We start from the raw sequence: 18,749 nt of genomic DNA, 5'->3' as shown, positions 1-18,749 counted from the left end.
GCACCCTGCCCATCAGCCTCACGGAATTGCGGAGCGCGTGGAATTCCCGCTTCGGGTAAGCGGCTATGTCTCTTTCGGTGCAGCGGTGGGGGCGGCGACCGCTCTGCGCTGCGCCAGGGTCGCGGCGCCGCCGATCAGGACCGAGAGGCCGACCCCGATCGCGAGCGAGAAGAGCGGATCGTCGCTGACGGCGCCGCCGAAGTAGCCCGCGCCGACGGAGTAGCCGGCCCACACCGTCTCGGCGAGTGCGGCCCCGAGGGCGAACTTGCGGGCCGGGTAGCGGGCGGCGCCCGCGGCGAGTCCGGCGAGCAGCCGCCCGCTGGGCAGGAAGCGGACGCCGACGACGAAGGCGAGGCCGCCGCGGTGCACGCGGTGCGACGCCCAGTCGAACAACTCGCCCTGTCGGCCGCGGCGGTGGGCCGCGCCGCGCACCCGGCCGCCCGCGGCCCGGCCGAAGCGGTGGATGAGCAGGTCGCCGAGGAGGGCGCTGCCCGCGACCGACGCCAGGACCAGCATCAGGGACATCTCGCCGCGGGCGGCGAGCATGCCGCCGGTGACCAGCAGGACGGCGTTGGGCAGCAGGGGCGGGAGCGTGGTGAGGGCCAGGATCGCGTAGGCCCAGCAGGCCGCTCCGGAGAGCGATCCCGACAGGCCGGACGTGACGTCCAGCCATGCCGCGAGTGAGGCGATGTCGATGTCCATGGCCGCTCCTTTCCCCTCTCGGAGGCCCGTTCCGGTGACCGCGCACTACCTCCTTGGAGACATGCGCGCGGGTCGTTGGTGAGTCGTGTTCGCAGGTCGGAGTGGAGTTAGCGTCGCCGTGGCGGGTGGCGGGCGCCTTCTGCGCTTCAACAGTAACCTACGCTATCGATAGTGGCACTATCGCTAGTGATTCGCACTGCCACTTCCGACGCACACAGGTGGGGCCATGACCGAAGTCACGCTGTTCTTCCGCGAGTTCACCCGCACCCGCCGGGCCACCGGGGCCATCGCGCCCAGCAGTCCGCGCCTGGCCAGAGCCCTGACCCGGTACGTCATCCCGAGCCCCGGCGGGCCACGGGCGGTCCTGGAGGTCGGGCCGGGGACGGGGGCGGTGACCCGGTACGTGGTGGAGGCGCTCGGGCCGCTCGACACGCTGGATCTCGTCGAGGCGAACCCGCGGTTCGCCGCGCTGCTGGCCGAGACGTACGCCGGGGACGGGCGGGTGCGGGTGCTCACCGGTCCGGTCCAGGACCACGAACTGGGGTCGTACGACACGGTGGTGTGCGGGCTGCCGTTCGCCAACTTCGACGCCGCGACGACGGAGGACATCCTGGGGCGGCTGGTCGGGGCGCTGCGGCCCGGGGGGACGCTGTCGTACTTCGCGTACGCGGGGATGCCGCCGCTGCGGCGGGCGCTCACGACGGGGCGGGCGCGGCTGCGCGTCCTCGAACTTCAGTCGGTGATCGGGCGGGTGCTCGCCCGGCACCGGTTCCGCTCGGAGACGGTGCTCGGGAACCTGCCGCCGGCGCGGGTGCACCATCTGGCACCGGTCGCGCCGGTCGCCGTGGGGGCCGGCGTCTGACCGGGCCGGCCGGGCCTCAGGCCGAGCGCCGGGCTCCCTGGAGCTTGGACGAGGCGTCCTCCTGGGCGATGCGGCGCAGGGCCGACATCGCCGCGTCGCCCAGGACGGTGCCGAGGACGACGCCCTCGACCTTGCCGTCCGTGCTCGGCGCGTGCGCGAGCGCCGCCAGCTCCGCCGAGGCCAGTTCGCCCGCGGCCGCCGCGTACTTGTCGAGCAGGACGAGGAGGTCGCCGCGGTCCAGGTCCCGGTACGTCACAACGATCTGGACCAGCGACTGCCAGCCGGGGTTCTCGGGCTTCGCGGTCCAGCCGTGCCGCCGGACCAGCTCGGACACCTCCGCCTCGGCGCGCTCCCAGTCCTCCTGGCCGCCGCGCTCCGAGGCCGACCTGGTGACCGCGGACTGGGCGACGCCGAGCGCGCCGTGCACCGTGCGGTGCGGGGAGTCGACCTCGGCGAGGACGTCACGGGCCGCGGCGATGGACAGCCCGCCGACCTCCAGCATCGCGCGGATCAGCTTGAGCCTGCGCACGTGCCCGTCGTCGTACGCCACCTGGTTCGGACTGGTGCGTTCGCCCGCCGGCAGCAGGCCCTCGCGCGAGTAGTACTTGATGGTCGGCACCGGAACTCCGGTCCGCCGCGCCAGTTCGCCGATACGCATTCCACGAGGATACCCGTCCGCCCCCGCCGTGCCTCCGGCCGCTTTTATCGGCATTGAATTCCGCTGCCATTCGAGTTCCACCGGCCACTGCGACGCTTCCCGGGCAAGACCGTTCCCCTGCCAGTTGCCAGTTCCACTGCCGAAGGAAACAGGTATGACCACAGACGTGGCTCCGGAGATTTCCACGGCGCCCGCAGAACTCAGTTACGGGCGCACCGTCGACCGCTCCCTGGTCCACCGGGCCGCGGTCTCTGAGGTCTTCGTCACCGACATCCGCCCGCTGGCCGAGAAGCGGGTGCGGACCGCCGTCCAACTCCCGCTCACGCACGGCTACTACAGCGACCACGCGCAGCGCCCCGCCGTCTACGACCCGCTGCTGCTCCTGGAGTCCGGCCGGCAGGCCGCGATGGCCGGATCGCACGCGCACATCGGCCTGTCGCGCGGCACCACGATGATCGTCGACACGTTCCGTATCCAACTGGGCGACCTCAAGGGCCTGTTGGTGGGCGACGAGCCGGGACGGCTGGTCATCGACACCGAGTACGTGGGCCGGCCGACCCGGCGCGGGCGCTACCGCAAGGGCACCGTCGTCCAGCGGTACACGCTCGACGGCACGGACATCGGCGAGCACGAGATGGACGTCCTCTTCCTCAACCAGCACGAGAACGAGGTCCTGCGGCACGCCCAGCGCGGCACCCCCGCCCCGCTGACCTCCGAGTTCTGCGACCGGGTGGGCGAGAGCGGATTCGACGGGGAGCCGGGCGCGGTGGGCCGCGGCAACCCGCTCAACGTCGTGCTGTCACGGCCCGTGACCGGGGCCGGCACCGTCACCGCCGAGGTCACCCCGCGCTTCGACAACCGGGCGCTGTTCGACCACGTCTACGACCATCTGCCGGCGATGACGCTCGTCGAGGCCGCGCGGCAGCTCGCCCTGCTCTCCACGGGCGAGCCCGCCGCCACGTACGCGACCGGCTTCGAGGCCCGCTTCTCGCGGTTCGCCGAGCTGGACGACGTCGTGACCGCCGAGGCACCGCGGATCGGGCCCGGCGAAGGGCGGCGCGCCCTGCCCGTGCGCTTCCTCCAGGACGGCGCCGAGATCGCGTCCGTCACCGTCACCGTGACCTCGGGGAGCGCACTGTGAGCCAGGACGGACCCGGCCGCCGGATCGCCGTGTGGACCGACTTCGGAGGCGTTCTGACGCCGCCGATCGCCCACACCATGGGGACGTTCTGCGCGAGCCAGGGCATCGACCCGGTGGTGTTGCAGAGCGCCCTCGGCACGGTCACCGCCCGCTACGGCACCGCCGACGTCATGGAGCCGATCGACACCCCGCTGGTCTCCGAGGAGGCGTGGCTCGCGCAGGTCAGCGAGGTGCTCGCGGCCGAACACGGGGTCACCGGCGTCCACTTGACGTCGCTGGCCGACGCCTGGTTCGACGGGCGCGAGACCAACCACGCCTGGGTGGCGGCGCTGCGCAAGGCGCGGGAGGGCGGCGCGTTCGTCGGACTGCTCTCCAACATGGTGCCGACGTGGGACGCGCACTGGCGCCGCATGGTCGACCCCGCCGCGCTCTTCGACGACGTCCTGCTGTCGTTCGAGGTCGGGCACCGCAAGCCCTCCCCCGGCATGTTCGCGCTCGCCGCCGAGCGGGCCGGGGCGCGCCCCGCCGACTGCGTCCTGATCGACGACCTCGCGCACAACTGCGCGGGCGCCGAGGCCGCCGGCTGGCAGGCGATCCACTTCACCGACACCACCGCCGCGGCCGACCGGCTCGCGGACCTCCTCACGGCCTGAGCCCCCACGCCGTGCCCGTCGCAGCCACGCCAACCACAAGGAGCCAGACCGTGAGCCGTTCCGTGCTCGTCACCGGTGGCAATCGGGGCATCGGCCTCGCCACCGCCCGCGCCCTCGCCGAACAGGGCGACAAGGTCGCCGTCACCTACCGCTCCGGCGAGCCGCCCGAGGGCCTGTTCGGCGTGCGCTGCGACGTCACCGACCCGGCCTCCGTGCGCCGCGCGGTGGAGGAGGCGCGCATCCAGCACGGCCCGATCCAGGTCCTCGTCTCCAACGCCGGGATCACCCGCGACCAGTTGCTCGTCGGCATGGAGGACGCGGACTTCCGCGACGTCATCGAGACGAACCTGCTGTCCGCGGTGACCGTCACCAAGGAGGTCGTCCCCGACATGCTCAAGGCGCGCTGGGGGCGCGTCATCCTCATGTCGTCGATGAGCGCGCTCGCGGGCGCGCCGGGCCAGACCAACTACGCCGCCTCCAAGGCCGGGTTGATCGGTTTCGGCCGGTCCCTGGCCCGCGAGGTCGGCCGCCGCAACGTCACCGTGAACATCGTCTCCCCCGGCCTCATCGAGACCGACATGGTCAAGGACGTCACCGACGCCCGCCGCGAGCACGTCCTGAGCCAGACCTCCCTGTTCCGCGCCGGACGCCCGGAGGAGGTCGCGGCGGCCGTGAAGTTCCTGGCCAGCGAGGAGGCCTCGTACGTCACCGCCGGTGTGATCCCGGTGACGGGCGGCCTCGGCGTCGGCCACTGACCGCACCACCCCACCCCTAGGAAAGGCAGTTCATGTCGAACGACACCGTTCTGGAGATCGCCCAGCAGATGGGGCGCGTCTTCAACGACCTCGACGAGAAGACCGCGTACGAGCTGGTCGCCGACGACTTCGTCGACTACGAGGCCCCGCCCGGCACCCCGGGCGGCCCCGGCGGCTACCTCGGCACCGCCCGCTGGATGAACTCCGTGTTCTCGGAGGCCTGCTGGGACCACATCGACTCGTTCGCGGACGGCGACAAGGCCGTCATCCGGGTCCGCTTCACCGGCATCCACACCGGCGACTTCCTGGGCTTCCAGGGCACCGGCAACAAGGTCGACGTCGAGCACATCCACATCTACCGGGTCGGCGACGACGGACTCGTGCACGAGCACTGGGCCTGCCGTCAGGACCTGTTCCTGCTCGCGCAGATCGGCGCCGTCGAGCTGAAACTGCCGCCGACCGGCACGCAGGCGTAGCGGACCCCCTCCCAGGCCGCCGGACCCGTCATCGTACGGGCCCGGCGGCCTGTCGTACGTACGGACCGAAGAAAGGACGGCACCGAACGATGAAGCAGAAAGGGGCCGCGTGGGCGCTGATCGCGACCTCCGTGCCCATGTTCATGGTCGCGATCGACAACCTCGTCGTCACCAACGCGCTGACCACCATCGCCGACGACCTCGGCACCCGCCAGGCCGGGCTGCAATGGGTCGTCAACGCCTATGTCCTGGCCTTCGCGGGACTGCTCCTCGCCGGGGCCGCGCTCGGTGACCGGATCGGCCGGCGGCGGGTGTTCCTGTGGGGCATCGGCCTGTTCACGGCCGCGTCCGCGGCGTGCGCGCTCGCCGACTCGGTGGGCGCGCTGGTCGCCGCCCGCGTGGTGCAGGGCGCCGGGGCCGCCGCCGTCCTGCCGGTGTCGCTGACCCTCGCCGTCGCCTCGGTCGGCGCCGCGCGGCGGCCGCTCGCGGTCGGGGTGTGGGGCGGCGTCAACGGCCTGGGCATCGCGCTCGGCCCGATGGCCGGCGGCCTGGTCACCCAGGGCCTCGACTGGCACTGGATCTTCGGGATCAACGTGCCGATCGGTCTGCTCGCGCTGCCGCTGGCCCGCTGGGCGATCGCCGAGTCGAAGGGCGCGCCGCGCCCGCTCGACGTGCCGGGGTCGCCCTGGTGACGGGGGCCGTGGTGGCCGCGGTGTGGGGCATCGTGCAGTTCGCCGACGGGGCGGCGGCGCTGGCCCGGTCGCTCGGCGGGCTCGCGCTCTCGGGACTGCTCGGCGCGCTCTTCCTGGCGTGGCAGCGGCGGACGCCGACGCCGCTCGCGCCGCCGCACCTCTACCGGATCCGGCCGTTCATGCTGAGCAACGCCCTCGCCCTGGCGATGTACTTCGGGGTGTTCGGGTCGATCTTCTTCCTCGCCCAGTTCATGCAGGGGCCGATGGGCTACTCGCCGGTCGAGGCGGGCCTGCGGACGCTGCCGTGGACGGCGGCGCCGATGATCGTCGTGCCGGTGGCGAGCGCCCTGGTGGACCGGGTGGGCGGCGGCCGGCTCCAGGCGCTCGGCTGCGCCTGCCAGGCGGCGGCCCTGGTGTGGCTGGCGCTGATCTGCCGGCCCGGTCTGTCGTACGGGGCGATGGTCGGCGCGATGATCCTGGCGGGGGTCGGGATGGGCCTCGTGTTCGCGGCGAACCCGGCGACCGTCATCGGCTCGGTCGCCGAGCACGAGCACAATCTGGCGTCCGGCGTGAACAACACCGTGCGCGAGTTCGGCGGTGCGCTCGGCATCGCCGTGCTCACCGCCGTCTCTCTGCACGGCGGCCTGCGGAGCGCGGTGCTCACGGGGGCCGCCGTGGTGCTGCTCGGTACGTTCGCCGGGCTCGCGATCAGGCCGGCGCCCGGTCGAGGACGGCCCGCGTCCGGGCCAGCACCTTCCGGCCCGCGCAGCGCACTGTCAGATCGACCCGCACCGTCCCGTCTTCCCTGACGTCGGCGACGACGCCGTCGACGGTGAGTTCCACGCCGTCGGCGGTGTCCGGGACGGGCACGGGGCGGGTGAAGCGGGTGCTGTACTCGACGACGTGCGCGCCCGCGCCCTGCTGCCGCGCCCATTCGGTGACGGCGGTCGCGGCCAGGCCCATGCCGAGCATGCCGTGGGCGATGACACCGGGGAGCCCGACGGCCGCGGCGCGGGTGTCGGACCAGTGGATGGGGTTGTGGTCGCCCGACGCGGCGGCGTAGGCGACGAGGCGTTCCCGGGTGAGGCGGAAGGTGCGGGTCGGCATCCTCATGGCGTTCGTCAGGGTGGCCTGAGGACTGTGCGGCTCGGTGGTCATCGGGTCTCGTCCCCCTTGCGTGACACGAGAGTTGAGGTGGTGGTGCAGACGAGTGCGCCGCCGTCCGCCTCGCGGATGCGGCCGCGCAGGGTGACGACGTCGTTGCCGTCGACGGTCTCGGCCGCGACGACCTCGACGGTGACGGTGAGGCGGTCGCCGGGGCGGACGGGACGGACCTGCTCGAACCGCTGGTCCCGGTGGACGACACGGCTGAAGTCGAAGCCGAACCCGGGGTCGTCGGTGACCTGCTTCTCGGCGCGCATGCTCAGGACGATGGGGTAGGTGGGCGGGGCGCCCTCGTCGGGGGCGGAGTCGAGTACGGCGGCGAACTCGCGCACTGCTTCGCGGCCGACCTCGTAAGGGGCGGTCGGTGGGTAGGTACGGCCTACGTAGGCCGTATTGAGAGGTGACACGGGTCTCCGATCGCTCGTTCAAAGCCCCTCCGGCGATTGAGGAGCGGCGGGCCGGGGCGGAGCCCCGGGGCTGGGGACACGCGGACGGCGCCCGGGGCAGTGCCCCTGGGCGCCGTCGCGGAACGGGGCCGGTGCTCAGGACGGGCGGCGGACCACCATCGCCGCCGCGTTGCCGTCGCGGCCGACCGACGTGACCAGGCCCAGGTCGCCCCCGGCCGGGCGGCGGGCCAGCAGCGCCGCCAGTTGCAGGGCGCCGCTCGCGCTGTACGTCTCGCCGAGCGTGTCCGCGACCCGGATCACCTCGGCCGGCAGCGCACCGCCGAGCGCCCGGCGCAGGCCGCGCTCCTCGACCCGGCCCAGACCGCGGTGGTGGCCCGCGCCGAGCGAGACCGCCGCGATGTCCGCCGCCGTGACACCGCTGCGGCCCAGGGCACGCGTCACCGCGTCGGCGAGGCCGTCCGCGTACGACCGCGGGTCCGGTGTGAAACGGACCTCGCAGGCGAGGAGTTCGGCGAGGACGGGGCCGGTGGGCCGCTCCCGCTGGACGGTGAAGACGGCGGCGCCCTCCCCGAGCGCCGCGCCCTCGCGCAGCACGCCGGTGCGGTGCCAGGCCCAGGCGGCGGGCGCGCTCAGCTCCTCCACGCCGCCGACGAGCAGCCGGTCGGCGCGGCCGAGGGTGAGGGCGAGCCGGGCGTGCCGGAACGCGAGGAGCGAGGCGCTCTGGCCGCCGGCGACCGTGGCGTTGAGGCCGCGCAGCCCGTTGCGGATGGCGATCTGGCCGGAGGTGCTGTTCATCACCGTGTTCGGGAAGCGGCCCGGGTTGACCAGATACGGCTTCTCCATGGTGAGGGTGTCGTACAGCAGGGTGCTGTGCGTGGAGACCGATCCGGTGTTGGTGGCGAGGACGACGCCGGTGCGGTCCGGTGCGGCGTCCCCCGGGTCCGCCTCCAGGAGTTCCTTGCAGGCCACCAGGCCGAACGAGGTGAGCCGGTCCAGGTACTTGGTGCCCTTGCGGCCGAGCCGCGCCTTCACGTCGAAGTCGCGTACGGCGCGGACCGGGCGCCCCGGGTAGTCGGCCGCGTCGTCGCCGACCGGCGCCGACGGCGACGCGCCGCCCCCGCCGAGGTGTTCGGCGAGCGCCGCGAGGCCGTCACCGGCGGCGGTGATGACCCCGGCGCCGGTGATGTACAGCGGCTCGACGGGCGCGGCGGGACGGGCCCGTACGGCCGTCACGGTGGTCACGAGACCCTCCCCAGGATGGTGATGACGTTGTTGCCGCCGAACGCGAAGCCGTGGTTCTGCACGATGTCCAGGCGGGCCGGGCGGCCGGTGCCCGGCACGCAGTCCACGCCGTCGCCGAGCGCCGGGTCGGGGACCTCGACGTGGGCGGTGGGCGGCAGGAAGTCCTGCTCCAGGGCCTTGCAGCAGGCGATCGCGCCGAAGCCGGAGGCCGCGCCCATGGTGTGGCCGAGCATCGACTTGATCGAGCTGATCGGCGGGATCCGGTCGCCGAACACCGCGCGGGCGGCGGCGACCTCGGTCGTGTCGTTGGTCGGCGTGCCGGTGCCGTGGGCGCAGATGTAGTCGATCTGCTCCGGGTCGACGCCGGCCGCCCGGTGCGCGGCCGTGATGCACGCGGCGATGCTGGTGGCGTCGGGGTGCACCATGTGGGCGGCGTCGCAGTTCGCGGCGTACCCGAGCACCTCGGCGTAGATCCGGGCGCCGCGCGCCGTCGCGCCCTCGTACGTCTCCAGGACGAGGACGGCGCCGCCCTCGCCGGTGACGATGCCGGAGCGGTCGGCGGCGAACGGCCGGGGCACGTCCTCGGCCATGGCGCCGAGCGCGTAGAACCCGGCGTGCGTGAGGCGGTTGACGGCGTCGGCGCCGCCCGCGAGCATCACGTCGGCCTCGCCGCTGCGCACCAGGTCGTAGGCGTAGCCGAGGGCGTAGTTGGAGGCCGAGCAGGCCGTCGGGATGGTCTGCGTCTCGCCGGTGAGGCGCAGTTCGGCGCTGACGGCGTTGGCGATCCGGGAGGCCGGGGTCTGTCCGGCCAGTTCGCCGTCGACGGCGGACAGGCCGTCCGCCACCCACTGCTCGGCGAGGGCCTGTACGACGGCGGACTCGCCGCTGGTGGTGCCGAGGACGGCGCCGGCGCCGGCGGCGGTGAGCTGCTCCTCGTCGATGCCGGCGTCGGCGACGGCGAGCCGGGCGGCGGCCGCGGCGAGCAGCCCGCTGCGGCCCCAGCGCGCCGGGTCGAGCCGCTTGAGGTGGTCCGCCGGGTCGAAGTCGAGGACCTCACCGGCGTTGGCCCGCGGGAACGCGCTCGCGTCGAAGCTCTCGATGGGCCCGGTGCCGCCGGTGCCCGCCCGTACGGCGTCGGCGAAGACGTCGGCGCCGATGCCGACGGGCGACACCGCGCCGAGTCCGGTGATGACGACGCGGCGGCCCTCAGGCATCCGCGTTCCCGGCGCTGTGCTGGGCGACGGCGGCGACCAGCAGGCGCAGGTTCACCAGGTCGCCGAGTTCGGTCTTGGGGATGGCCACACCGAGTTCCTTCTCGATGCGGGAGACCACCGTGATGAGGGAGAGCGAGTCGCTCTCGTAGTCGTCGATGAAGTGGCCGCCCTCGGTGAGTTCGCCGTCCTCCAGTTCCAGTTCCTCGATGACGATCCGGCTCACCCGCTCGTGGAGGTCCTGCTCGGTCCGTACGGTCTGCGCGGTCATGTCCGTTCCTCTCCTCGCCTGCCGACCCCAACCGGCCGGACCTGATGGACGGTAGGAGCGCCGGGTGAAAGGCGGGTCGAGGGCGGATAAAACACGCTTCGACCGGGGATTGCCCCGGCTTCCATCCGCGCTCGATCGGCCTTTCAAAGGCGCCTGTGACCATCGGCCCGTCCGCACTCCGCTGGAACTCGCGGCAGGGAAGAGCAGGGAAGAGGTCGATGAACGACATGAACGGTCCACGCCTGGCACTGGTGTTTCCCGGTCAAGGAGCGCAGCAGCCCGGGATGGGACGCCCCTGGGCGGGCCGTCCCGGCTGGTTCCTCGCGGAGCGGGCGAGCGAGGTGTCCGGGCGCGACGTCGAGGAGCTGCTGCTGCGCGCCGACGCGGAGCAGCTGCGCCGCACCGACAACGCCCAACTCGCCACGTTCGTCCTGGAGATGGTGATCCTCACCGAGCTGCGGCAGGCGCTCCCCGCGGCGGGCCGGCCGACGGTCTGCGCGGGGCACAGCCTCGGCGAGTACGCGGCCCTCGTCGCGGCCGGTGTGCTCGGTTTCGCCGACGGGGTGCGCCTGGTGACGGCGCGCGGCGAGGCGATGCGCGCGGCCTGCGCGGCCCGACCGGGCACCATGGCCGTCGTCCTCGGGCTGCCGGCCGCCGAGCTGGAGCGGGCCGCCGACGAGGTCCGCGCCGAGGGCGGGCAGGTGTGGGTGGCGAACCTCAACTCGCCGCAGCAGACGGTGCTTTCGGGCTCCGTGGACGGGGTGGCCCGGTGCGCCGAGCTCGCCGAGGAGCGGGGCGCGGCGCGGGTGCTGCCGATCCCGGTCGGCGGCGCCTTCCACACGCCGCTGATGGCGCCGGCCGCGCGGTCCCTCACCGCGGCCCTGGCCGGGACCGAGCTGCTGCACGGTTTCGCGCCGGTGGTGGCGAACGTCGACGCGCGGCCGCGGCGCGGCGCCGACGACTGGCGGGGCCTGCTCAAGGAGCAGGTGACGGCGCCGGTGCGGTGGACGGAGTCGGTGCGCGCCATGGCCGACGAGCTGCACTGCGACATGTTCGTGGAGATCGGGCCCGGCCGGACGCTGACGGGTCTGGCCCGCAAGATCGCGCCGCAGGTCTCGCGGCTCACGGTGAGCGAGCCGGGCCAGTTGCCCGCCGTGCCGTCGCCGGTGCCGTCGACGCCGGTGCGGAGCGTGGCGTGACGGGGCGGGCGGCGGGCGGCGCGCGGTGCTGGGACGCCGTCGTCATCGGCTCCGGGATCGGCGGCCTGGTGTGCGCGGCGTACCTCGCCGTGGCCGGGAAGCGGGTCCTGGTCGTCGAGCAGTCGGGCGTCGCGGGCGGCAACAGCCATGTGTTCCGCAGGCGTCGGGCCTACGAGTTCGACGTGGGCGTGCACTATCTCGGTGACTGCGGGCCCGGCGGGCTGCTGCCCGCGATCCTGGACGGCCTGGGTCTCGCGGACCGGATCGAGTACCGGCCGATGGACCCGGACGGCTTCGACCGTGTCGTCGTACCGGGCGCGACCGTGGACGTGCCGGCGGACTGGGACGCGTACCGCACCCGGGTCCAGGCGGCGTGTCCGGCCGGGGACGCGCCGGGGATCGCCGCGTTCCTCGACGTGGTGGCCGGTCTCGGGGCGGAGCGGCGGGACGCGATCGTGGCCGCCGAGGACGTGCCGATGGCCGACCTCCCGGAGCACGCGCCGCGGTCGGTGGCGTGGGGGCGGCGCACGCTGGCCGAACTCTTCGACCACTGCGGGCTCTCGCCGCTGGCCCGTACGCTGCTCGCCGCCCAGTCCCCGAACTACGGGATGGCGCCCGACGAGGCCACGGTCGCGCTGCACGCCACGGTCACCGACCACTATCTGCGGGGCGCCGCCTATCCGCGCGGCGGCGGGCAGATGCTGGCGGCGGGCCTGCTGGAGGTGATCCGCGCCCACGGCGGCGCGCTGCGCACCCGCTGCCGGGTCACCCGGATCGAGACCGAGGGCGCGCGGGCGCGCGGTGTCGCGTTCGCCGACGGCACGTCGGTGCGGGCCGACGTGGTGGTGTCGAACGCGGACTACCGGCGCACCACGCTGGACCTCGTCGGCGCCGAGCGGCTGCCGCGCAGGCTCGCCACCAAGACCCGCGAGGCCCGGATGGCGCTGCCGTGGGCCGCGGTCTACGTGGCGCTCGACCGGGACGTCGGGCAGCGCGCCAACCTGTGGTGGTACCGCGACGGCGACATCGAGAAGTTCTACGAGCGGCTGCGCGCGGGCACCGTGCACGGCGGCACGGACTTCCTGTTCGCGTCGTTCGCCTCCGGCAAGGACCCGCAGACCCACCGGATCTGCCCGCCGGGGCACTCCAACTTCCAGCTGATGACGCTCTGTCCGCCCGGGTTCGAGCACTGGGGCGTGGCCGAGGGCGAGGCGTACCGGGACAGTCCCGCGTACCGCAGGCACAAGGCGCGGCTCGTCGAGGACGTGCTCGACACGGCGGAGGAACTCCTCGGTCCGCTGCGCGGGCACCTGACACACCTGGAGGCGGCGACGCCGCTCACCCACGAGCGGTACACGCGCTCCAGCGGCGGCACGCCCTTCGGCATGGCGCGGTGGGGTGCGCCGGGCGCGCGTCCGGACACCGCCACGTTCATCGAGGGCCTGTACACGGCGGGCGCCGACAGCAAGTACGGCAACGGCATCACCGGGTCCGCGGTCAGCGGTATCGCCTGCGCGGGGCAGATCCTCGGCCGCCGCCTGATGCACGAGGTGCACACGGGTGCCGTGCTCGGCGATCCGTCCCTGCTGCCGGAGCGGCCGCGGGACTGGGACCCGCTGGCCGTGTCGCGTGCCGACCGCGGCGCGCTCGCGTAGGCCGGCCGGGGACGTGCCGGGTCCGGCCGGGGACCGGCGTGAGCAGGTCGTCGCCGCCGCCGTCGCCGAGTTCGCGGCGGGCGGCTTCCACGGGGCGACCACGGCGGGGATCGCCGGGCGCGTGGGCGTCTCGCAGCCGTATCTCTACCGGCTGTTCCCGGACAAGCGGGCCCTGTTCGCGGCGGCGGCCGAGCACTGCTTCGGCGTGCTGGCGGACACCCTGGAGCGGGCGTGCCGGGGGCTGCGCGGCGCACCGGCGCTGGCCGCCGTCGACGTGGCCTGCGCCGGTCTCCTGGCACAGCGGCGGGAGGTCGTCCTGCTGCTCCTGCACCTGGCGGCGGCCGCGCCGTCGTCGCCGCATCCCGAGGACGCCCGGCGGATCCGCGCGGCCTGGCTCGCCCTGGGGGACGGGGTCGCCGCGCGGACCGGCCTGAGCGGTCAGGCGCTGGGCGCGCGGCTGGCCAGGAGCCTGGTCGCCGATGTCCTGCGGGGCCCTGCCGGTGGCGCCGGGCGCGGGCGCTGACGGCGCGTCCCGGTGCTCAGGCGGAGGCGCGCTTCCTCGGGGTCGTCGTCTTCCTGGCCGAGGTCGTCTTCTTGGCGGAGGCCGTCTTCTTCGTGGCGGCCGTCTTCTTGGCCGTCGACTTCTTGGCGGCCGTCTTCGACGCCGAGCCGCTCTTCGCGGACGTCGACGTGGCCGCGGTCTTCTTCTTCGGCGCGGCCTTCGCCGTCTTCTTGCGGGTCCGGCCGGCGAGGTGGGTGACCTCGGCGACGTCGTCGGGGCCCGACTCGCCGCGCGCCTCCTTCGCCGCGCGCACGCTGCTCTCCAGCGCGGCCATCAGGTCGATGACCTTGCCGCCCTCGGCGGCGGGTGCGGCGGGGGTCTGCGACGACTCCTCACCGGACGTCTTCGCGGTGATCATCTCCTCGACCGCGTCCCGGTAGTCGTCGTGCAGCGAGTCCATGTCGACCTCGCCGAGCGTGTCCATCAGGGCGTCCGCCAGGTCGAGTTCGGCGTCGCGGACCGTGACGTGGGTGTCGGGTGCCGCCTCGTCGGGCGCGCGGATCTCGTCCGGCCACAGCAGCCCGTGCATCGCGATGACGTCGTCGACGACGCGCAGCATGCCGAGGCGTTCGCGGCCGCGCAGCGCGAACTTGGCGATGGCGACATTCTTGCTGCGCTTGAGAGCCTCCCGCAGGAGCGTGTACGGCTTGGCGGCGGGGACGCCGTTCGCCGAGAGGTAGTACGCCGTGTCCATCTGGAGCGGGTCGATCCGGTCCGCGGGGACGAAGGCGACGATCTCGATGGTCCTGGCCGTGGGGATCGGGAGGGAGGCCAGGTCGTCCTCGGTGATCGGGATGATCGAGCCGTCGGCGTCCTCGTACCCCTTGCCGATCTCGGCGGTGGTGACCTCCTTGTCCTCCAGCTCGCACACCTTGCGGTAGCGGATGCGCCCGCCGTCCTCCAGGTGGATCTGGCGGAACGAGATGGAGTGGTTCTCGGTGGCGTTGACCAGCTTGATCGGGATGCTGACCAGGCCGAAGGAGATGGCGCCGTTCCATATGGAGCGCACGGTGGACCTCCCGGTTCCCGTATGGCCGGATATGCGTGTGATGCCCTGATCGCCAGAGTATTACCGTATGACGCCCATCACAGAAGTCGAGGGGCGGCGGATCCCCCTCAGCAATCTGGACAAGGTGCTCCACCCGGCCACCGGATTCACCAAGGGCGAGCTGCTGCACTACTACGCGACGACGGCCGAGGTGCTGCTCCCGCACCTGCGCGACCGGCCGGTCTCCTTCCTGCGCTACCCGGACGGCCCCGAGGGCCAGCGGTTCTTCACCAAGAACGTGCCGCCCGGGACACCCGCCTGGGTGACGACCGCCCAGGTCACCCGGTCGGACGGCGTCTCGCGGCAGATCCTGGTGCAGGACCTCCCGACGCTGATGTGGGCGGCGAACCTCGTCACCGAGTTCCACACACCGCAGTGGCGGACCGATGCCCCGGCGCGGGCCGACCGGCTCGTCCTCGACCTCGACCCCGGGGCGCCCGCCGACATCGTGCAGTGCTGCGAGGTCGGCGTATGGCTGCGGGAGCGGCTCGCCGCGGACGGGCTGCGCGCGTACGCGAAGACGTCCGGGTCCAAGGGCCTGCATCTGCTCGTGCCCCTGGAGCCGACACCGTCCGAGCAGGTCAGCGCGTACGCGAAGGGGCTGGCGCAGGAGGCCGAGCGGGAGCTGCCGCGGCTCGTGGTGCACCGGATGGCGAAGGCCCTGCGGCCGGGCAAGGTGTTCGTGGACCACAGCCAGAACGCGGCGGCCAAGACCACCGCCGCGCCCTACACACTGCGCGCCCGCCCCGAACCGACCGTGTCGACGCCGGTCACCTGGGACGAGGTGGAGCACTGCGAGCACGCCGCTGACCTGGTGTTCCTCGCCGACGACCTCGCTGCGCGGCTCCGGCTCCACGGGGATCTGCTCGCGCCGCTGCTCGCTGCCGACCAGGCCGGGCGGCTGCCGTGAGGGTGCCGGTCGAGGTCGCCCTGGCGGAGGCCGTCGACGCCCTGCCGGACGGGGGCGGCTGGGCCTACGAGCCGAAGTTCGACGGGCACCGCATGGTGATCGTCAGGGAGGACGCCGGGGTGGTGCTCCAGGCCCGGTCCGGGCGGCTGGTGGGCCGCGCGTTCCCCGATCTCGTCGACGCGGCGCTCGCGCTGCCCGCGGGGACGGTCCTGGACGGCGAGGTCGTCGTCTGGCACGGCGGCCGCACCGACTTCGCGGCGGTGCAGCGCCGGGCGGCCGCCGCGTCGGCGGCCAGGGCGCGGGTCCTGGCCCGCGAGCTGCCCGCCTCGTACGCCGCCTTCGACCTGCTCGCCGAGGACGGGAGCGACCTGCGCCGGCTGCCGTACGCCGAGCGGCGGGACCGCCTGGTCGCCCTGCTCGCGCCGGTGGGCCCGCCGCTCCAGGCCGTCCCGTCCACGACCGACCGCGACACGGCTCTGACCTGGTACGAGGCCCTGCCCGCGACCGGCGTCGAGGGGCTGGTCGCCAAGCGGCTCGACGGACGGTACGCGGGCGGGCGGCGGGCCTGGCTGAAGGTGCGGCACAGCGACACCCGGGACGCGCTGGTCGTCGGCTTCACCGGGCCGCCGACCGGGCCGCGCGCGCTGGTCGTCGCGCTGCCGGGCGACGGCTCGCCGATCCTCACCACGCCGCTGCCCGCCGCGCTGCGCGCCGAGGCGGCGCGACTGCTGCCCGCGCCCACCGGGGAGAGCGCCGTCGTCACGGCGGTGGGCGTGGGCGAGGTGACGTACGAACTCCTGGCACAGGAGCCGGAGTTGACCCTGGAGGTGCGTCAGCGTTCGACGCGGCACGGCGCGTTCTCGGCCGAGCCGGTCAGGTTCCGCTGAGCGGGCAGCGTGACGGCCGTCGTGAGCAGCCGGGGTGTCGCCGCCCAGCGGCCGTGCAGCTCGGTCGTGGCGAGCCGCGCGGTGAACCCGCCGTCGCCCGGGTGGATCGTCACCCGCGCGTCGTGGAAGTCCAGCCACTGCCCGGTGAGCGGGTACCACGCCTTGAAGACGCTCTCCTTCGCGGAGAACAGCAGCCGGTCCCAGTGCACCCGCGGATGCAGCCGCTCCAGCCGCCGCAGCGCGGCCTGCTCCTCGGGGTCCGCGACGAGCGTGCGGACCTCGGGCGGCAGCGCCTCGTGCGGTTCGGCGTCGATGCCCACGGCGCGGACCCGGCCCGCCGCCGCGACGGCCGCCGCCCGGTAGCCCGTGCAGTGGGTCATGCTGCCCACCGCGCCGGCCGGCCAGCGCGGCGCCCGGTCGGGTCCGGGCAGCAGCGGGCCCGCCTGGAACCCGGCCGCCGTCAGGGCGCGCCGGGCGCAGTGCCGTACCTGGAGGAACTCCGCGCGCCGCGCCGGGACCGCGTGCGCGATGTGGTCCAGCTCCTCCGGGAAGGCGGGCGGCTGTCGCGGGCCCGCACCGCCGTCGCTCTCGGCCACCGCCACCCAGGCCGGCAGGAGCCCCCGCATCACCGGACGCCGACCGGCCCGTCGGGGGTGGTGACCAGCGCGTGCACCGCGCCGAGCAGCTTGGCGAGCAGGTCGCCGGGCAGGTCGTCGCCGCACCGGTTCACATCGGCCGTGACGTGCAGGCTCAGGCCCGAGCCTGCCGTCTCGTTCAGCGCCTCGATGCGCACGGGCAGGCTGGTGTGGTCGCGCATGTCCTCCTCGACCGCGAGCAGTCCGGCGGTGAGCAGTTCGTCGCGCGGGTGGAAGCGTACGTAGTTGAACGTCACCTCGAACGGGTTGTGCCCGAGCAGTCGGCGCACCTCCGAGTGCGGGAAGCGGCGGTGCGGCAGCAGGTCGTTCTCGGCGTCCAGGGCGAGCCGGCCCGCGGTGCGCCAGTCGGCGCCGGTGAGGTCGAGGCGGACCGGGAGCTGGTTGAGGAACAGGCCGAGGGTGACGTCGGCGCCGGTGCGCTCGGGCCGCCCGTTCAGGAGCAGGCCGACGACCGGTGTGGGCGTCTCCCAGGCCGCGCCGACGGCGGCGCAGGCGGCGGCGAACAGCAGGCTCTTGACGGGCAGGCCCGACGCGGCGGCCAGCTCGTCGAGGCGGCGGGCGTCGTCGGCGGGGACGGTGGCGCTGACCTTGTGGTGGTCGGGGGCCTCGACGCTCGTGCTGCGCTGCGCGGGGAGCAGCTCCTTGAGCCCTTCGAAGTGCCGGGCGCAGGCGGGGTCGGCGACGGCCTCCCGCTCCAGGCGGACGAACTCGGCGTAGGGCACGGGCTCGGGCAGCGCGAGCTCCTCGCCGGCGAGCAGGGCGGCGTATCCGCGGACGAGCTCGTTGAAGAAGACCGCCTCGCTCCACCCGTCGAGGATCGCGTGGTGGAAGGAGTACGAGAGCCGGAAGCGGTCGGCGTCCAGGCGGGCCGCGTGCACCCGCAGGAGCGGGGCGCGCTCCGCGTCGAAGGGGCGGCCGAGCTCCGCCATCGCCTCCTCGTAGCGTGCGGCGGCGCTCTCCTCGTCGAGGCCCTCGTGGTCGTCGAGGGTGAGCGGGATCGGGGCGTCGCGCAGCACGAGCTGCATCGGTTCGCTGAACGTGCCGAGGTCGAAGCGGGTGCGCAGGGTGGGGTGGCGGCGCGACAGCCGGTCGAGGGCGGAGCGCAGCACGTCGGCGTCGAGCGGGCGGTTGACGGTGCGGGAGATGACGTCGAGGTAGAACGCGCCGTCGCTGACCAGGCTCTCGTAGATCAGGCCGAGCTGGAGGCGGGCGGCGGGAAAGGCGTCCTCGGCGTCGTCGGGCACGCGGGCCCGGTCGAGCGGGCTGAGCAGGTCGGTGGCGCGGCCCTGGGCGGCGGGGCCCGCGTCGGCGAGGGCCTGGCAGGCGCCGCGCGGCGTCGGGTTGCGGAACAGGTCGAGCAGCGACAGGGTCAGGCCCTGTTCCTGGGCGGCGCCGATGACTTGCAGGGCGAGCAGGGAGTCGCCGCCCAGCGAGAAGAAGTCGTCGTCGGGGCCGACCTCGTCGGCGCCGAGGATGTCCTTCCAGATCTCGGCGAGCAGGACCTCGGGAGCCAGGGTCGTGGAGCTGTCGTTCATCGCGGTGTGTCCCTCTCGGTGATGCTCGTGGTGCTCGGTGGTGTACGGGTGGGCGCGGCGTTA

At 73.9% G+C, this 18,749-nt stretch carries 22 protein-coding genes; 12 read left to right on the top strand and 10 right to left on the bottom strand.

Annotation, left to right across the window (positions count from 1 at the left end):
• Positions 1-63: 63 nt before the first annotated feature.
• Positions 64-702: a DedA family protein gene (locus V2W30_RS26975; RefSeq protein ID WP_338700509.1), complete on the bottom strand. Its 639-nt coding sequence runs from the start codon at positions 700-702 to the stop codon at positions 64-66.
• A gap of 226 nt (positions 703-928) precedes the next feature.
• On the opposite strand from V2W30_RS26975, the gene V2W30_RS26970 reads away from it, so the two are divergent.
• On the top strand, positions 929-1,564 hold the full coding sequence (locus V2W30_RS26970) for a class I SAM-dependent methyltransferase (RefSeq protein ID WP_338700507.1): 636 nt from the start codon (positions 929-931) through the stop codon (positions 1,562-1,564).
• Between the two features lie 16 nt (positions 1,565-1,580).
• On the opposite strand, the gene V2W30_RS26965 is transcribed toward V2W30_RS26970, so the two are convergent.
• Entirely contained in the window at positions 1,581-2,222 is a 642-nt protein-coding gene (locus tag V2W30_RS26965; protein WP_338700504.1) for a MerR family transcriptional regulator, read from the bottom strand.
• A 154-nt stretch (positions 2,223-2,376) separates the two neighbouring features.
• Between V2W30_RS26965 and V2W30_RS26960 the strand changes: the two genes are divergently transcribed.
• The 6 genes from V2W30_RS26960 to V2W30_RS26935 all read left to right on the top strand — a co-directional run bounded on the left by V2W30_RS26960 (position 2,377) and on the right by V2W30_RS26935 (position 6,748).
• Positions 2,377-3,363: an AfsA-related hotdog domain-containing protein gene (locus tag V2W30_RS26960; protein WP_338700501.1), complete on the top strand. Its 987-nt coding sequence runs from the start codon at positions 2,377-2,379 to the stop codon at positions 3,361-3,363.
• Positions 3,360-4,016: an HAD family phosphatase gene (locus V2W30_RS26955; RefSeq protein ID WP_338700499.1), complete on the top strand. Its 657-nt coding sequence runs from the start codon at positions 3,360-3,362 to the stop codon at positions 4,014-4,016. The genes V2W30_RS26960 and V2W30_RS26955 overlap by 4 nt, the downstream gene beginning before the upstream one ends.
• Before the next feature lie 50 nt (positions 4,017-4,066).
• Positions 4,067-4,771: a 3-oxoacyl-ACP reductase FabG gene (fabG, locus tag V2W30_RS26950; RefSeq protein ID WP_338700498.1), complete on the top strand. Its 705-nt coding sequence runs from the start codon at positions 4,067-4,069 to the stop codon at positions 4,769-4,771.
• Positions 4,772-4,803: 32 nt separating this feature from the next.
• The gene (locus V2W30_RS26945; RefSeq protein WP_338700497.1) at positions 4,804-5,247 is read left to right on the top strand and encodes an ester cyclase; all 444 of its coding nucleotides are present in this window, start codon (positions 4,804-4,806) and stop codon (positions 5,245-5,247) included.
• A gap of 89 nt (positions 5,248-5,336) precedes the next feature.
• Positions 5,337-5,939, top strand: a complete 603-nt coding sequence (locus V2W30_RS26940; protein WP_338700496.1) for an MFS transporter — start codon at positions 5,337-5,339, stop codon at positions 5,937-5,939.
• Entirely contained in the window at positions 5,936-6,748 is an 813-nt protein-coding gene (locus tag V2W30_RS26935) for an MFS transporter (RefSeq protein ID WP_338700494.1), read from the top strand. Before V2W30_RS26940 ends, V2W30_RS26935 begins: the two co-directional genes overlap by 4 nt.
• Here the strand turns inward: V2W30_RS26935 and V2W30_RS26930 are convergent.
• The 5 genes from V2W30_RS26930 to V2W30_RS26910 form a co-directional block, all read right to left on the bottom strand.
• Positions 6,648-7,097 (bottom strand): MaoC/PaaZ C-terminal domain-containing protein, encoded by a 450-nt coding sequence (locus V2W30_RS26930; protein ID WP_338700492.1) that lies wholly within the window; start codon positions 7,095-7,097, stop codon positions 6,648-6,650. The genes V2W30_RS26935 and V2W30_RS26930 overlap by 101 nt on opposite strands.
• Positions 7,094-7,510 carry an FAS1-like dehydratase domain-containing protein gene (locus V2W30_RS26925; RefSeq protein WP_338700490.1) on the bottom strand — a complete coding sequence of 139 codons (417 nt, stop codon included), beginning with the start codon at positions 7,508-7,510 and terminating at the stop codon, positions 7,094-7,096. Before V2W30_RS26925 ends, V2W30_RS26930 begins: the two co-directional genes overlap by 4 nt.
• 135 nt (positions 7,511-7,645) lie before the next feature.
• The gene (locus V2W30_RS26920; RefSeq protein WP_338700488.1) at positions 7,646-8,752 is read right to left on the bottom strand and encodes a beta-ketoacyl synthase N-terminal-like domain-containing protein; all 1,107 of its coding nucleotides are present in this window, start codon (positions 8,750-8,752) and stop codon (positions 7,646-7,648) included.
• Positions 8,749-9,966 (bottom strand): beta-ketoacyl-[acyl-carrier-protein] synthase family protein, encoded by a 1,218-nt coding sequence (locus tag V2W30_RS26915; protein WP_338700485.1) that lies wholly within the window; start codon positions 9,964-9,966, stop codon positions 8,749-8,751. The genes V2W30_RS26920 and V2W30_RS26915 overlap by 4 nt, the downstream gene beginning before the upstream one ends.
• Complete coding sequence (locus V2W30_RS26910; RefSeq protein WP_338700482.1) at positions 9,959-10,234, bottom strand: acyl carrier protein; 276 nt, start codon at positions 10,232-10,234, stop codon at positions 9,959-9,961. Before V2W30_RS26910 ends, V2W30_RS26915 begins: the two co-directional genes overlap by 8 nt.
• 218 nt (positions 10,235-10,452) lie before the next feature.
• Here V2W30_RS26910 and V2W30_RS26905 point away from each other — a divergent pair, with 218 nt between their 5' ends.
• The 3 genes from V2W30_RS26905 to V2W30_RS26895 are packed head-to-tail and all read left to right on the top strand — an operon-like array spanning position 10,453 to position 13,611.
• Positions 10,453-11,433 (top strand): ACP S-malonyltransferase, encoded by a 981-nt coding sequence (locus V2W30_RS26905; protein ID WP_338700480.1) that lies wholly within the window; start codon positions 10,453-10,455, stop codon positions 11,431-11,433.
• The gene (locus V2W30_RS26900) at positions 11,430-13,088 is read left to right on the top strand and encodes an NAD(P)/FAD-dependent oxidoreductase (RefSeq protein WP_338700478.1); all 1,659 of its coding nucleotides are present in this window, start codon (positions 11,430-11,432) and stop codon (positions 13,086-13,088) included. The genes V2W30_RS26905 and V2W30_RS26900 overlap by 4 nt, the downstream gene beginning before the upstream one ends.
• Positions 13,089-13,101: 13 nt before the next feature.
• Positions 13,102-13,611: a TetR/AcrR family transcriptional regulator gene (locus V2W30_RS26895; RefSeq protein WP_338700477.1), complete on the top strand. Its 510-nt coding sequence runs from the start codon at positions 13,102-13,104 to the stop codon at positions 13,609-13,611.
• Positions 13,612-13,627: 16 nt separating this feature from the next.
• On the opposite strand, the gene V2W30_RS26890 is transcribed toward V2W30_RS26895, so the two are convergent.
• On the bottom strand, positions 13,628-14,659 hold the full coding sequence (locus tag V2W30_RS26890; protein WP_338700476.1) for a Ku protein: 1,032 nt from the start codon (positions 14,657-14,659) through the stop codon (positions 13,628-13,630).
• 67 nt (positions 14,660-14,726) lie between these two features.
• Between V2W30_RS26890 and ligD the strand changes: the two genes are divergently transcribed.
• Together ligD and V2W30_RS26880 are read left to right on the top strand one after the other, a co-directional pair.
• Positions 14,727-15,608: a non-homologous end-joining DNA ligase gene (ligD, locus tag V2W30_RS26885; protein WP_338700475.1), complete on the top strand. Its 882-nt coding sequence runs from the start codon at positions 14,727-14,729 to the stop codon at positions 15,606-15,608.
• Positions 15,605-16,495, top strand: coding sequence for an RNA ligase family protein (locus V2W30_RS26880; protein WP_338700473.1), 891 nt, complete (start codon positions 15,605-15,607; stop codon positions 16,493-16,495). Before ligD ends, V2W30_RS26880 begins: the two co-directional genes overlap by 4 nt.
• On the opposite strand, the gene V2W30_RS26875 is transcribed toward V2W30_RS26880, so the two are convergent.
• A complete protein-coding gene (locus V2W30_RS26875; protein WP_338700471.1) occupies positions 16,441-17,121 on the bottom strand; it encodes a 4'-phosphopantetheinyl transferase family protein in 681 nt (226 codons plus the stop codon). The two genes, V2W30_RS26880 and V2W30_RS26875, sit on opposite strands and share 55 nt — an antisense overlap.
• Positions 17,121-18,686 (bottom strand): condensation domain-containing protein, encoded by a 1,566-nt coding sequence (locus V2W30_RS26870; RefSeq protein WP_338700469.1) that lies wholly within the window; start codon positions 18,684-18,686, stop codon positions 17,121-17,123. The genes V2W30_RS26875 and V2W30_RS26870 overlap by 1 nt, the downstream gene beginning before the upstream one ends.
• Between the last annotated feature and the right edge of the window lie 63 nt (positions 18,687-18,749).

Origin of the sequence: Streptomyces sp. Q6 (genome assembly GCF_036967205.1) — a bacterium.
Classification (GTDB): domain Bacteria; phylum Actinomycetota; class Actinomycetes; order Streptomycetales; family Streptomycetaceae; genus Streptomyces; species Streptomyces citrinus.
The sequence above is the reverse complement of the archived record's forward strand: the minus strand, read 5'-3'. Positions and strand labels throughout refer to the sequence as shown.